Source organism: Epilithonimonas sp. JDS (assembly GCF_021261315.1).
Lineage (GTDB): Bacteria > Bacteroidota > Bacteroidia > Flavobacteriales > Weeksellaceae > Epilithonimonas.
The window spans coordinates 130019-145517 of sequence record NZ_JAJSAX010000003.1 but is presented as its reverse complement, the minus strand read 5'-3'; the positions used below and the strand labels follow the sequence as shown (position 1 = coordinate 145517).

Here is a 15499-nt window from a genome sequence, read left to right as displayed (position 1 = left end):
ATGGTATATATTTAAAGAAAATTAAAACTGCTCTACACAATCCTTAATTCTCTTCATAGCTTCTCTCAAATCTTCTTCGGAAGCCGCATAAGAAAAACGAATACACTCCGGACTTCCGAAACTTACACCGCCAACGCAGCCAACGTGCGCATTTTCTAGCAAAAACATGGCAAAGTCATCCGCGTCTTTAATTTCAGTTCCGTTCAGTTTTTTTCCGATGAAGTAAGAAATATCCGGGAAGAAATAGAAGGCACTTTTTGGAAGATTGCATTTGAAACCTTTGATGTCTTTCATTAAGTCAAAAACCAAATCACGTCTTTTGTGGAATTCGGTGATCATATATTGTAATTCCGACGGATCCATCTGCATTGAAGTGATCGACGCTCTTTGTGCTACTGTGTTTGCTCCACTTGTCATTTGTCCCTGAACTTTGTCACAAGCACTTGCCAACCAATCCGGGCACGCAGAATATCCGATTCTCCAGCCTGTCATCGCGAAAGCTTTACTCATTCCGTTGATCACAGCGGTCTGTTCATAAACCTGAGGGAAGCTTGCGATAGAAACGTGTTCACCTTCGTAATTAATGAACTCATAGATCTCATCTGAAATGATTGTTACGTGGGGATATTTTGCAACAACATTAGCAATTGCTTCCAGTTCTTCTCTTGTATAATAGCTTCCGGAAGGATTACAAGGCGAACTGTAAAGTAATGCTTTCGTCTTTGGTGTAATTGCTTTTTCTAATTGCTCAGCGGTAAATTTGAATTCTGTATCAATAGAAGTTTCGATGAAAACCGAAGTTCCGCCAACCAATTTTACCATCTCATCATAACTTACCCAGTAAGGAGCGGGCAAAATCACCTCATCGCCATCATTTACGATAGCTGAGAGAACATTGATGATAGATTGTTTTGCGCCGTTGGAAACACAGATTTGGTTTGCTTTATAATCCAGGCCATTGTCTCTTTTCAGTTTTGCGGAAATGGCTTGTCTCAGTTCCAAAAATCCTGGAACAGGCGAGTAGTGGCTGTAATTTTCATTAATGGCGTCGAAAGCTGCCTGTTTAATTTTTTGAGGAACATCGAAATCAGGTTCTCCCAAAGTTAAGCTGATTACATCGATTCCTGCCGCCTTCATATCGCGCGCTTTGTTGCTCATCACGAAAGTCTGAGAATAACTCAGTCTGTTCAATCTGTCCGAAATTTTACTCATGAAACTGTTTATAATTAGATTTAATGACAAATATAATTTTTTAATATAAAACCGAAGGCGTGTTTGATGATTTTGTTGAGTAAAATCATAAGATTTTAGAATCCAATTCCTGCACTTACCATTCGTGTTGAGAAAAATAAATATAAATGCATGTATTTTATTAATAATTAATTATTTTTGTGAATAAATTTTTCATTAAAACACACTTCCTGAGAAAGTGAGATGGAGATGAAGACTTTTGCGACACACATGAATAAAAAATTTACCCCGTATTTGACAATATTACTAGTAGTTTTTGTCAGTTTTCTAAACGCTCAGAATTTGAATATTAATTCCCTGGAAAAGGAAATTATCAAATATAACAGAGAAGGAAAACATACTTTATCCCAAAAAAAACTTTCCGATTTACTCTTTTCCGGCAATCTCACAAAAGAAGAAGAAGCTAACGTTCTTTTCTTTATGGCCTCCACGTACCGCGGAGTAAGTGACTACGCCATGTGCATAGATTACCTCAATAAATCTGCCGCCATTGCAAAAGATCTTTCTAAAGATAATGTCTTGAGGATGAAACTGGATTATGAATATGCGTTTGTTTATTTTGATAATAAAGAATATCAAAAATCCAAAAAAATGATGGATAACATTGCGGCTCGACACTATTCAACAATAATTCCGGAAGACCACGCTTACATCCTGATGCAGGAAGGATATCTTTTCCTGATGAATAAAGATTACTCAAATGCTGAGAAAAAATATAATGAAGCTCTGCAGATTATCAAGTCTGAAAACTCCTGCAATCTTCCCATTGTTTACGTAAAATTGATGGAGCTGTATCATTTCAAAAAGCAAATACAAAAAGTAGAAAGCCTGTATGCTGAAAGTGTGAAAATATCCAAAAGCTGTGGGATTTTGAAATATGAAACTTACGCCGCTTCCGAAATGGAGAAAATCTACAAAGAAAACAATCTGCTAGGCAAGGCGTATTCCGTAGGCATCAGAGTTGACTCATTGCGAAAACTGGAAGATCTTGATAACCGCGTTTCGGAAATGCATATTATCGACAAAAAATACTTGGAGAAAAAGGAGTCTCTGGAGGATGAGTCTGTTTTTTGGGAGCAGATCTGTGCAGTTTTGATTGCAGTCATTCTGCTTCTCATAATTGCTTACTCATTTTTCAAAAGCCGAAATCTGAAAATTGAAAAGATGAAGATGAAAGAGGAGATCGAACAGATCAAAGAAGATCTGAATTCTTATTCTCAAAAAACAAATCTAGGTGTGAAATTTGAAAGCACAAAATCATCCATTCTCAATTCCGATCAATTAACAGAAAGACAAAAAGAACTTGTCCAATTGATGGCAGAAGGATTTTCAAACAAAGAAATTGCAGATAAACTTTTCATAACAGAAAGTACAGTTAAGTATCATATCAAAAATATCTACAGCATTCTTAATCTTAAAGACAGGAAGGATTTATTCAAGAAAATCAGCAATATCTGATCTACAAACCTACGACATCATCCTAAAACAGACTATCCTTAGGGGTAGTTTTTGCGGTCTATAACTAAACTCAGTATTAATACTGAATGCTTTTTACGCTTTAATCAATAATATTGCATTATTGTTATTCACATAGCAATTATCATTCCCTTTTGAATTTTGTTCGAAATAAGGAATAACATTCGCAGAAAAATTTCAAAAATTATATAAAAATGTTTTCTTATCACATGTTAAGATGCGATAATTAAACAAGTGTTTAAATTTGCAATGTTGATTTTTTAAGCAACACACAATGAAAAAAAATTTATTCTTCCTGTTTGCAATGTTCATTGCAAATATGTTCTCTGCGCAGACAGAATTAGCCAGATGGACCAAAAATAATTTGACTTCAACGACCGCAAGTCACGTTTCTGCAGATGCTATCAGTGCATCCAATGTTACCGTAACTCCAACAACCTGGGATCAGAGTTTTTTCATGATATCAGGCCTCACGAGTGCCAGCAGTATTGATCTTACGAGATATGTGCAGTTCACAATTGCACCGGGTAACAACTATAAACTTACACTGGCAAGCCTCAATCTGAAATACAGAAACCAGGGTGGAACTTCAAAATTTGAAGTGCGTTATTCTACAAATGGTGATTTTTCGGCTCCACAGACTTTATTGTCTACATCGGTGACAGATGGAGACTGGCACAGCGTTTCTCTCAGCAATTTTGCCAATCCTACGGTTTTGTCCGGAAAAACAATGTACATCCGTTTGTATACTTATGAAACTTATAATAATTTTCATTTATCATATACTTCCAATGGTGGAACTGGCTTGGGACCTAATATTACAGGGACTGTTGCTGTAGACACGCCTACACCTCCTGTGGCAAATAATGATTCTTTTTCTGTTTATAAAAACACGAGTACAAATCTCAATATTTTAACAAATGACAGCTCCGCTACAGCTTTCACAGGCATTACGATCACCCAGCAGCCTGCTCACGGAACAGTTACGGTGAATGGAACTACAAATGTCACCTACGTACCAACAGCGGGATATTCTGGTGCCGATTCTTTCAAATATAGAGCAGTAAATTCTGCCGGATCATCGAATGAAGCTACGGCAAGTATTGATGTTGTAACGGCCGTTCCCGTTGCCAATAATGATTCTTACACTGTTTATAATAATAGTACTACAAACTTTAGTATTTTAGCTAATGATACGTCAAATTTAAGTTACACTAATATTGCAATTACCCAACAGCCTTTACACGGAACTGTAACAGTCAATGGAACTTCATCTGTTACTTACAAACCAACAACAGGCTATACAGGCGCAGATTCTTTTAAATATCAAGTCAGCAATGTAACCGGCGCATCAAATGAAGCAACTGTCAGCATTACTGTGGCGCAAGATCCAAATACTGCCGTTCCGGTGGCAAACAATGATTCCTATTCCGCTTATAAGAATAATGAAGTTGACTTCAATGTATTGAGCAATGATACTTCTGTTCTGACAATTAATAATGTAACGATTACGGAGCAGCCGGCTCACGGAACTGTTACTGTCAACGGAATTGCAAGCGTTACTTACAAACCTGCAGTTGGATATAAAGGTGCTGATTCCTTCAAATATAAAGCGGGCAACGCAACCGGATTATCAAATGAAGCTACGGTAAACATCAATGTCATCGAAAATGTAAATGAAACTTTAGCACGATGGAATAATTCCAATTTTACACCGACGTTTACAAACAGTCATTTGCTTGTCAGTAACATCACCTCTACTCAGAACATCACTTTTGCTCAGAACGTAAATGTAAGCGGCGTCAATTATGATGCATTCCAAACCAGTGGCTGGCCGGACAAGAATGCACAGACTGTAGATACTTCAAAATATATTCAGTTTACAATCAGTCCAAAAAATGGTTATAAGTTAAATTTATCAGAGTTTAATATGCTTTGCGTGACGCAGGGTGGTGATGCCAATATCAGAATAGATTATTCACTGAACAATAATTTTTCAAATCCTACAACAATATTACCACAGACGGCCATCAACAGTGGTTTGTCTCAAATTTCGCTTACTAATTTTTCAAAACCGATTGCTACAGACGGACAGGTTTTATATTTGAGAATTTATGTTTACAACACCTGGAATGCAATGCAGATTTTGTTCAAAAACGGACAGAATATTGGACCATATTTCAGCGGTTATGTAGAATACAGTTCCACAGTTCCAATTGCTTATGATGACACGGTTACCAATAAAATTAATAATGATACCAATATTAATGTTCTCGTAAATGACGACTACAGTAATAAAATTACAACGTTGACTTTTACGCAGCCTTCGCACGGAACAACGAGTCTAAACGCTGATAAATCGATCAATTATATTCCTACAAAAGATTATTTGGGCGCTGATTCTTTTACTTATTACATCACCAATGAATATGGCGTTTCGAATACGGCAACTGTCAATATCAACAATGTTCCTAACACCACGGCTCCGCTTATCCGTTGGGATAAAACGAATTTTACGGCAACACCGTTTCAGTCTTTCATCAGTGCTACACCTATTACAAGCAATGGCGGAATCGGAATTGCGGTTGGAGGAGAGACCAATCCAAGAACTTATTATATAGAAACTTCGGAGAATAGCACCAATCTGGATACCAACAGATATATTCAGTTTGTGATGGATAATACGAGCGCTAACCAAACCATTGAACCTAGAACTTTCAGTTTTACAGCAAAAGGAAACGGTGCAACTTATGAACTGAGATATTCTAAAAATGCTAATTTCTCAAATGATGTCACTGTCCTTGGAAATGCCGTAATGCCAACTGGATACACAGCTCAAAATTTCAATTTTGATGCAGGTTTGAAACTGGAACCTGGCGAGAAAATTTACATCAGACTTTACGTCTACAACAGCTATTATGTTCAATTCGTAATGCAGTTTATTACGGGCGGTTTCGGACCGGAGATTGGCGGTATTTTTTATAACAAAGTTTATTCTCCAAACAATACGATTTGGCTTAATTCTGCCACGCCGCACTGGAGCAATGGATTGCCAAGTGCCACAAAACATGCAGTGATAGAAACCAATTATAATACGAGCCTGAATGGTAACTTCGAAAGCAATAGTCTGACAGTAAGCGCAGGTGCCAAACTAAATATAACAAACGAAGGCTTTGTAAAAGTAAATGGTCAGATCGTGAATAATGCTGGAACTGCTGATTTTGTTGTAGATGACAATTCCAATATCTTACAGGTTGGAAATGCCCAAAACGTCGGAAACATCACAGTCAAAAAAGGAGCGTTGATTCCGAAAATGGGTTACAATTACTGGTCTTCACCGGTGATTGGACAGAATCTTTACCAGTTCTCAGACGGCTACAATACAGTTGGAGCCACAGGTTCAGAAACAGGAACACCTTGGAACAGATTTTATGTTTATAATGAAGCGAATGACAAATTTGTAACATCCTTGGCAAACGATATCACATTGAGTGCAACCTCAGTCTTTCAACCGGCGAGAGGTTACGCCATACGAGGAAAAAACAGCTTCCCGACTCAGATTACCAGTACAAGTACAGGAACGGTTTTCGAATTCAAAGGAGTGCCGCAAAATGGCGATGTTTCTTTCATTTTGAAATATACAAATGATGCGCACGGTTACAATATGGTTGGCAATCCTTATCCTTCAAACATTGGATTTGATGAGTTTTTTGCCGCTAACAGCACAAAAATCAACGGATGCTTATATCTTTGGACCAATAATGACAGCCAAATTATTACGCAGCAGGGCAGTACTTACACAAGTAACAATTATGCTCTTTATAACGGAACGGGCGGAACTTCTGCAACGTATCTGGGCTACAACAACAGAAAACCGAATGGCTATATTGCGCTGGGACAAGGCTTCATCGTTCAGGCAAAAGCTTCCGGTAAAAATCAGCCGTTGGTTTTTAATAATGCTATGAGATATGCAGAACTGGCTAATTTCTATAACAAGAATGGTGATAACAAAGTTGCTCAGAAAGACAGATTTTGGGTCGAGTTCAAATCGCCTACCAATGTCAACAATGAAATCCTGATTGGTTACATTCCTACAGCAACTAACGGTTTTGATGTTAATTTTGACACCGAATTACTTTCCATCGGCAACGATTCTTTTTGGAGCGTTTTGGATAGCAAAAAATTGGGAATTCAGGCAAGACAGGCCTCTTTTAATAATGAAGATGTTGTAAAATTGGGAATCAAAGCTTCAGTCTCCGGAAACTATACAATCGGTGTTACGGACAAGGAAGGTATTTTTAATTCCTATCAGTCTATTTTGCTGAAAGACAGTTACCTGAACAAAGTTGTTGATCTGAAAGAAGTTTCTTACATTTTCAACACCAGCGCCGGGCAGTTCGAAGACAGATTCCAGATCATTTATAAAAATTCAGCAACTCTCGGAACAGATGATTCAGTGAAAAAAGGAATTCAGATTTACAAAGATCTACAGAATTTCATTGTTAATTCTACCGATAATCTGGATGAGGTGAATGTTTACGATGCTTTAGGAAGATTGATTTTCAGTTCCAAAAATGCTAAGAAAGAACTTTTTATCAACAATGCTAATTTTGCAGAAGGTCTTTACATCATCAAAGCAAGATCAGGAAACACAACTTTGACCAAAAAAGTTTTGAGATAAAAGTAAGAACACAAATAAACCATAAATTTTCTCCAGCCATCAAAATTATTTTTGATGGTTTTTTGTTTAAATACTATTAAAATCATAATTTCGCTCTATGTCATTAGAATTAGTTTTAAAATATTTTCCCGATATCACCAGCGAGCAGAAGGATCAGTTTGCAGAATTAGAAACCTTGTACAAAGACTGGAATGAAAAAATCAACGTTATCTCCAGAAAAGATACAGACAGTCTCTACGAAAAGCATATTCTTCACTCTCTCGGAATCGCAAAAGTGATGGAGTTTGCAGATAACACCAAAGTTCTTGACATCGGGACTGGAGGCGGTTTTCCTGGGATTCCTTTGGCTATTCTCTTCCCAAATGCTCAGTTCACTTTGGTTGATAGCATCGGAAAGAAGATCACCGTTGTAAAAGGCGTTGCAGAAAGTCTCGGGTTGAAAAACGTAACAGCGCATCACATGCGGGCGGAACAATTGAAGGAGAAATTTCATTTCGTAGTCAGCCGTGCGGTAACGCAGATGCCGGTTTTCCTGACCTGGCTTCGCGGCAAATTCGAGAAAGAACAATTCAACCCAAAGCACAATGGCGTCCTTTATCTCAAAGGCGGCGATCTTGGCGAAGAATTGGCAGGCATCAAGTGCGAAATCTTCCAGCTCAAAAATTATTTCGAGGAAGAATTCTTTGACACCAAAAAAGTCGTATATCTATCAAAAGGTAATTTTAACAACTAAATAAGGAAACGATTATGAAGAAAGTATTTATTTTATCAGTCATTTCATTGTTCACATTTGCAGCGACATCCTGCAAAGACAACGACGATTTCCAGCAGATTACAGACGTCTACGCACAGAAAATCGACAGCGTCAAAATCCCGATGGACACGATGGCTTTGGGCGTGACACAGGAGTTAAAAGTCTATTCCACATTCACCAAAGGCTGCGAAGGAATCTACAGCTACGATTACAATTACACCAACGATTCCGTAAGAACTGTAGCCAATTACGCCTACAAAACCAATGACGTTTGCAGCAACGAAACCTATGTAGACGGTAGCCGAATCAATTTTCAGCCAGTAAAAACAGGAACTTACAACTTCAAATTCTTCGCAGGCAAAGACGCTGCAGGTGCTAATGTCTTTCTTGAAAGAAAAGTGGTGGTAGAATAACTGAAATTTTTAGGAGCTAATCCCGCTTTACGTTGCAATCTTTTTTGCGCCAAGATTACCATCAGGTAAAAATTGAAGAAAATGCAAAAAAGGATTTTCACTGCAATCGGGGCTATGGGTTTTGTCATTCAATTAAAGCTTTCAACAAATTAGCAAGATTTGCAAAATCTGCGAGAAGAAATATTCTTATTTATTTACTGAGCTTGTCGAAGATCTTTGCGACCTAAAAATATTTTAAATAATTTCAAAAAAAAATTTGCGCCTTTGCATTAAAATTCACTGTAGTGATCAAATATATTTTCAAAGTCAACGAAAATTAATTAAATTGAGCCTTTACTTCAAAAGGCTTTTTTTATGCAATTTCTCCACAGGATCATTTCAGAATTATTAGAAAATCACAAAGACCTTTCAACGTTGGACATCGTCTTACCTGGAAAGCGTCCAATGGTCTTCATCAAAAGGATCTTGCAGGAAAAGCAATACCAAGGCCTTTTGCCCAACTTCGTCACGATAGACGAACTCATCGCAGATCTATCTGAAAATTTGGAGATCAAGGGAATTGCACTCTGGCTTTTCGCTTACCGAACATATCAAAAAGTAGATTCTTCCGAAGATTTTTCCGGCTTCCTCAAATGGTTTCCAACCTTGCAAAAAGACTGGGACGATATGATGAAGTTTTCAGAAAACGACCAAAAAATCCTAGAATGGATGTTGGACGAAGAACGCATCAAAAACTGGGGCGAAGATCTTGGCGATGATGACAATGCAAGAAAAAGAAACCTCAATTTCTGGCGAAAAATGAACGATTTTCTACCACTTCTGAAATCGGATTTGAGAAAAGAGAACCTCGCAACTGCAGGAATGATCTACCAGGAAGCATTTTCAAAATTAGAAGCTTTTGCAAAGTCCACTCAAAATCACTTTGTTTTCTGTGGTTTTAACGCATTATCAAGAGTTGAGGAACAACTAGTCAGAAAATTACTGCAATGGAACAAAGCCGAAACCTACTTCCAAGCCGACAAATATTACATTGACGATGCAAGACAGGAATCCGGAAAATTCCTAAGAGAAACCATCACGTGGAAAGAATTTGACCTTTACAGAAATTTTAACTGGATCGATGACCAATTCTCTCAGCCAAAAAATATCAAAACTTACGAAGTCTCCGGAAACATCGTTCAGGCAAAGGTTTTACCAGAACTTCTGAAGAAAATCCCAAAAGAAGAATTGTCAGAAACTGCTTTGGTCTTGTTGGATGAGAATCTTCTGCCAGCGGTTTTGGACAGCTTGACGTCCGTAGAAAGCGTGAACATCACGATGGGTTTTCCATTGAAGAATCTATCGTTCAGCAACGCAATCAAGAAACTTTTTTATCTACAAAAACAACAGGAGAAAAAATCTTCCAGCTACTATTACGCCGATGTTTTACCAATCTTGGAAGAACTTCCAAATGACGAAATAGATGGCGCAATCATTCAAGATTTCATTGCAAAGATCGAGGAGCGGAATATTGTTTATATTTCCAAAAATCTATTGGCAGAATTGCTCGGAAAACTCAGTTATTTCCAGCTTCTTCAAAAACCGGAATCAACTCAGAATTTCCTGGATTTATTAATTAAATTCTGTTATGAATTGAAGTTCAAAGAATTGGATGATATTCAGTACGAGAATGTGGCGCATTTTGAAAAGGTTTTCAAAGTCATCAAAAATCAGTTGTTGCCTTATAAAATTAATATTAAAATTGAGACTTTAGAAGTGCTCATCAATCAATTGGTAAACACAGAAAGTATTGATTTTGTGGGAGAACCGTTAGCGGGATTTCAAATTATGGGACTTTTGGAAACGCGACTTTTGAACTTCAAAAATATCATCCTACTTTCAGTTAACGAAGGTAAATTGCCATTAGGAAATACACAAAATACATACATTCCGTTTGATGTCCGCAAGAATTTTGGTCTGAATACTTTTCTCGAAAATGATAGCATCTACGCTTATCACTTTTACCGTTTGATTCAGGATTCTCAGAATGTTCATTTGCTTTATAATGCATTGAGTTCTGGTGTAAACACAGGCGAGAAAAGCCGATTCATCACACAATTGGAAATGGAAAGTCCACACAACATCGAACATATCGTCATCGAAAATACTTCCGAACCAATCTCACAGGAACTGATGAAAATCGAGAAAAATGAAGCCGTAATGCAACTTTTGAACGAATGGAAAAACCGCGTTTCAGCTTCACATCTTGTGACTTATCTTTATAATCCGATTGATTTTTACCTCAATCAAATCCTAAAAACGAGAGAAACCAATGAGATCGAGGAAGAGCTTTCTCAAAGAAATTATGGAAATTTGGTGCACTATGCTTTACAGTTTTTGCACGAACCAATCAAAGGTAAAATTCTATCAATTAATGATTTAGAAGATTTACTTCAAAAAGTGGATGAATCTATAGAAGATGCGATTGAAAAACTAAAACATCAATCGGAATTCTACGAACGCGGAATGAATTTCATTCACAAAGAAATCGCCAAAAGGGTAGTGCGCAACATTGTAGAGTACGATCTGGAATTGGTGAAAAATGGTTCGGCGTTAGAGATCATCGACCTCGAAAAAGAGATCAATTGTGATTTTTATCTTGATGAAAACCGAACCGACAAAATCAGCTTCTACGGCTTCATCGACAGAATTGACCGCTTGGACGGAGTAACTCGAGTGATTGATTACAAAACGGCGAAACCGAAAAAATTAACTGTTAGTTTAGGAAAGAATAAGGAAGAAAAATTGCCGGAATTATTTTTTAACGACGACTACAAACAAGCTTTGCAACTTTCGATCTATAAATATTGCATCACCAATTCCCTCAACATTAAACCAGAAAATGTGGAAACCGCCATCTGGTCTTTCGCAGAAGTGAATAACGGTCCGCAAAATCTCAATTTTATTGATATTGAAGATTCTGAAGTGGAAGATTCCATCAGAAATCTGATCGCAGAAATTTTGAATCCTGAAGTTCCGTTTGAGGAAAAGGAGAAAGTGAGTTGGTAAATATTGGTAGTCTCTCGCAGATTGTGCTGATGGCAGATGCAAGATTAATCTGCAAAATTTGCCTCATCTGCGAGAGAATGAATTGTATTACGGCTGACTTTTCAATTTCAAATCCGCCATTTTCGCTCTGACCTTTTTCATAAAATCATCACCTGGATCCGTTTTCCCTGTGAAATATTTCGGGTCAGATTCTTTCCAAAGTTTTGAGTTTCGGAAAACACCATATTCAGAATGTCCAATAACGTATTCAATCGCATACTTTTTGGTTAAGTATCTTACCAGTTCTGCGTTGGCTTCCACTTGTTTGTCGGTCAAAGGTTGCGCTTTGCTTCCGATATTTTCGACGCCGATGGCGCAATAATTAAGGCCAATTGTGTGTCTGGCGAATAGTTCTGGATCAACCAATTGATAGATTGTTCCGTCTCTGTCGATGATGTAGTGCGAAGAAACATTGAGCGAACTTTGTTTTTTCAAAGTCGATCTTTGATTCTCAAGATGAAGATTGTTGAAATATTTGAAGTTGGATTCCACCGTTCCGCCAGCTGTGTAATGCAATACGATAATCTTCGGTGTGATCTTCGGGGTTTTCTGATCCAAGCCGTGATGTTCCTTCATATATTCCAAACTCAACTTGATTTTTTCTTTAGAATAATCAATTGGTTTTTGAACAATTTTGATGTTCTGAGCCTGAACCAAGAAACAAAAACTCAGCAATAATATTTGAAAAAGTTTATTCATAAGTAATTTAAAATATCAATTATCACTCATCGATTATCATTGATAAAAATAGTGTCCCGTGATCGTCCAGCTAAACAAACAATCCTGCAAAACCTGCCCAGCGCCAATATTGTGAACAATCAGATAACGTTTTCCATCAGGTGATTTCTTGTTAACTACAATTCCGATATGTGTCAGATTTTTTGGCAGATCCCAAGTTACGATGTCGCCAGGAACATAATCATTGGGGTTGTTTGTGATTGGTTTCACTTTTCCAAATTTAGCAAAAAATACCTGCAGGTTTGGAACTCTGCGATGATCGATATTAGAATCAGCTCTTTTCAATCCCCATTTTTTTGGATATTTTGAAAAGTTCTTTACCATATCTTCGTGAACTTCCTTTTGCAGATCAATTCCCAATTTTCGGTAAGCACGAATCACAACATCGGTGCAGACGCCTTTGTCAGCGGGAACATCGCCGTTCGGATACTTCAAAACGAAGTAGTCTGGATCATAAACAACTTTATCTTTGGTCAACTCAAGCGCTGCATTGGAAAGTTTGGTAGGGAAGTTTTGGCTAAAACTTAGATACGAAATTAGAATAAATAGGAAAAGATATTTTCTCATTTGAATATTTATAGATTATGAACGAAAAAACCTACGAAATTATTCCGCAGGTTTCTGTTAAAATATATAAGATTGATTTGGTCTTATCCAAAGGCATTGATGCCTGTAATATCCATTCCTGTGATCAGCAAATGAATGTCGTGCGTTCCTTCGTAAGTGATCACAGATTCCAGATTCGCAGCGTGGCGCATCATCGGAAATTCTCCCATGATTCCCATTCCGCCAAGCATCTGACGCGATTCTCTGGCTATATCAATCGCCATTTTTACGTTATTTCTCTTCGCCATTGAGATTTGTGCTGGGGAAGCTTTATGTGCATTTTTAAGATTTCCTAATTGAAAACATAACAATTGCGCTTTTGTAATTTCGGTCAGGAATTCTGCCAATTTCTTTTGCTGAAGTTGGAATCCGCCAATTGGTTTTCCAAACTGTTTTCTCTCTTTGGAATATTGTACAGCCGTACAATAACAGTCGATAGCAGCGCCGATGACGCCCCACGAAATTCCATATCTCGCTGAGTTAAGGCAAGAAAGTGGTCCTTTCAAACCTTCAACATTTCGCAACATATTTTCTTTCGGAACTTTCACATTATTGAAAACCAATTCTCCAGTTTTGGAAGCTCTCAAACTCCATTTGTTGTGTGTGGTCGGTGTTGTGAAGCCTTCCATTCCGCGTTCCAGGATCATTCCTCGGACTTTTCCATCTTCGCCTTTTGCCCAAATTACGGCGATGTCAGCAATTGGAGAATTCGTGATCCACATTTTAGCGCCATTCAAAAGATAATGATCACCTTGGTCTGTGAATTTCGATTCCATTGAGGATGGGTCAGAACCGTGATTGGGTTCCGTCAAACCGAAACAGCCGATCAAATCGCCTGATGCTAATTTTGGTAAATATTTCTTTTTTTGTTCTTCAGAACCAAATTCAAAAATAGGAAACATCACCAAGGAAGATTGTACAGAAGCCGCCGAACGAACTGCCGAATCGCCTCTTTCCAACTCCTGCATTATTAGACCATAGGAAATCTGGTCCAATCCCGGACCGCCATATTCCTCGGGAATGTAAGGTCCCAAAGCCCCAATGTTGCCCAATTCCTTCATCAACCCTGGAATATCGGTGTGATCCTGCGCTGCTTCATCAATCTTAGGCATCACAAAACTTTCGACCCAGCTGCGTACAGATTCGCGGATAAGCTTGTGTTCTTCGGTCAATAGGCTGTCTATGGAGTAATAATCGGGTATGCTGGTTAATGGATAGTATGACATTGTTTTTGTTTTGCCTAAAAATAAAGCTTTTCTTGAATTACCAAAAAAATTTGTTAACAAATAATTCATTTTCTGAAAAACGTCATAAATGCTTCGCAAGTCTGTTTGAAACCTGCACAACTTTGGCGGAAATCATAAACAGGTGTGTTTGTAACAAAACAACTTTTACTTTTGTTTGAAAACGACCGTTTTGTGACAAAAGTAAAAGTCATTGTGTTTGTTGCAAACTGTGGGAGACTTCTGCCGAAGTTGTTTGGTTAGAAAACCTTCGTTTTGTAACCAAAAATATTTTTGTTTTAGTAATTGTGTTAATATAAATGCTATTTTTAATGTCTGAAACTCAAATAGCCATTAACATTAATATTAAAAAACTAATGAAAAATATTTTATCTCTAACCTTAATTATCCTTGCTTTAGGAAGTTCAAAATTATTCTCGCAAACTGATAAGAATGGAAATCCCATTTTTAACAGCTTAAACATTGAAAAAATCAAATTTGAAAATGTTGAAATCGTTTCGAATTATTATTCTATGAAAGACAACATTGATAATAAAATGTCTTCAGTTTTTATTAGTGAAAACCCAACTTCAGAAGACTATATTAATTTTGCGACCAAATTGCCATCTTATTATTTTTTGATTGCTGATAAAGGAAATGTTATTGGAATGGCAATGCTTATTCCCAAGACTGAAGATGGCTCTTTCTTTTATAATTTCGTAATTCCAAGTACAAAATCAAACTTTCAAATTGCCTCTCAATTAAAAGGAAAAATAACCGAGCATCGAGCCAAAGAAATATTGAATATCGAGAAGGATAGGGCTAAAATTGATAAGACAAAATTTATATATAATAACAACGATTTTGAAATCATTCAATATAAGGACATTATTACAGAATTAGAGAATATCGTTTTAGATAAAATTAATAATAATCAACAATTAGAAAGTGATAACGTAGAAGCATATATTATTACAGAATCGAAAAAAGGAGGAAAGCTGGACTTTACAGATACAGTTGAAAAATATGATGGCGCTTTCGTTTCTTTCGCTGATATTCTGTACAATAAAAAAGACTTTGCAATCCTTTTATGGGGCGCTTCTGTTAGTCGTGAAGGATTAAAAGATTATGATAAAGCCCGGATGTTGTGGGAAAAAATCAATAGTAGAAAATTAACCGAACCAGAGCTAAAAGCCTTAAAGAAAGGTTTTGAAACTAAATTTGAGTAATAAATCAATGTTATCTAAAATAAAAAAGCTCCATAATTTTA

At 37.1% G+C, this 15499-nt stretch carries 10 protein-coding genes; 6 read left to right on the top strand and 4 right to left on the bottom strand.

Translation table 11 applies throughout. The annotated features are described in order from the left end of the window. Positions 1 to 21: 21 nt before the first annotated feature. On the bottom strand, positions 22 to 1212 hold the full coding sequence (locus tag LUD75_RS11100) for a pyridoxal phosphate-dependent aminotransferase (RefSeq protein WP_232705743.1): 1191 nt from the start codon (positions 1210 to 1212) through the stop codon (positions 22 to 24). A gap of 273 nt (positions 1213 to 1485) precedes the next feature. Between LUD75_RS11100 and LUD75_RS11095 the strand changes: the two genes are divergently transcribed. The 5 genes from LUD75_RS11095 to LUD75_RS11075 all read left to right on the top strand — a co-directional run bounded on the left by LUD75_RS11095 (position 1486) and on the right by LUD75_RS11075 (position 11623). After that, positions 1486 to 2709: a LuxR C-terminal-related transcriptional regulator gene (locus tag LUD75_RS11095; RefSeq protein ID WP_232705742.1), complete on the top strand. Its 1224-nt coding sequence runs from the start codon at positions 1486 to 1488 to the stop codon at positions 2707 to 2709. 292 nt (positions 2710 to 3001) lie between these two features. Then, positions 3002 to 7408 (top strand): Ig-like domain-containing protein, encoded by a 4407-nt coding sequence (locus tag LUD75_RS11090; protein WP_232705741.1) that lies wholly within the window; start codon positions 3002 to 3004, stop codon positions 7406 to 7408. 97 nt (positions 7409 to 7505) lie between these two features. Next, the gene (rsmG, locus tag LUD75_RS11085) at positions 7506 to 8141 is read left to right on the top strand and encodes a 16S rRNA (guanine(527)-N(7))-methyltransferase RsmG (protein WP_232705740.1); all 636 of its coding nucleotides are present in this window, start codon (positions 7506 to 7508) and stop codon (positions 8139 to 8141) included. Between the two features lie 14 nt (positions 8142 to 8155). Further along, a complete protein-coding gene (locus LUD75_RS11080; protein WP_232705739.1) occupies positions 8156 to 8575 on the top strand; it encodes a hypothetical protein in 420 nt (139 codons plus the stop codon). A 354-nt stretch (positions 8576 to 8929) separates the two neighbouring features. Next, complete coding sequence (locus LUD75_RS11075; protein ID WP_232705738.1) at positions 8930 to 11623, top strand: PD-(D/E)XK nuclease family protein; 2694 nt, start codon at positions 8930 to 8932, stop codon at positions 11621 to 11623. Between the two features lie 87 nt (positions 11624 to 11710). Here the strand turns inward: LUD75_RS11075 and LUD75_RS11070 are convergent, their stop codons facing one another. From LUD75_RS11070 to LUD75_RS11060, 3 genes are all read right to left on the bottom strand, one after another. Beyond that, complete coding sequence (locus tag LUD75_RS11070) at positions 11711 to 12361, bottom strand: peptidoglycan recognition family protein (RefSeq protein WP_232705737.1); 651 nt, start codon at positions 12359 to 12361, stop codon at positions 11711 to 11713. Positions 12362 to 12397: 36 nt separating this feature from the next. After that, complete coding sequence (locus LUD75_RS11065; RefSeq protein WP_232705736.1) at positions 12398 to 12967, bottom strand: DUF1287 domain-containing protein; 570 nt, start codon at positions 12965 to 12967, stop codon at positions 12398 to 12400. Between the two features lie 83 nt (positions 12968 to 13050). Beyond that, a complete protein-coding gene (locus LUD75_RS11060; RefSeq protein ID WP_232705735.1) occupies positions 13051 to 14232 on the bottom strand; it encodes an acyl-CoA dehydrogenase family protein in 1182 nt (393 codons plus the stop codon). A 329-nt stretch (positions 14233 to 14561) separates the two neighbouring features. Between LUD75_RS11060 and LUD75_RS11055 the strand changes: the two genes are divergently transcribed. Then, positions 14562 to 15458 carry a hypothetical protein gene (locus LUD75_RS11055; RefSeq protein WP_232705734.1) on the top strand — a complete coding sequence of 299 codons (897 nt, stop codon included), beginning with the start codon at positions 14562 to 14564 and terminating at the stop codon, positions 15456 to 15458. The last annotated feature ends 41 nt before the right edge of the window (positions 15459 to 15499 follow it).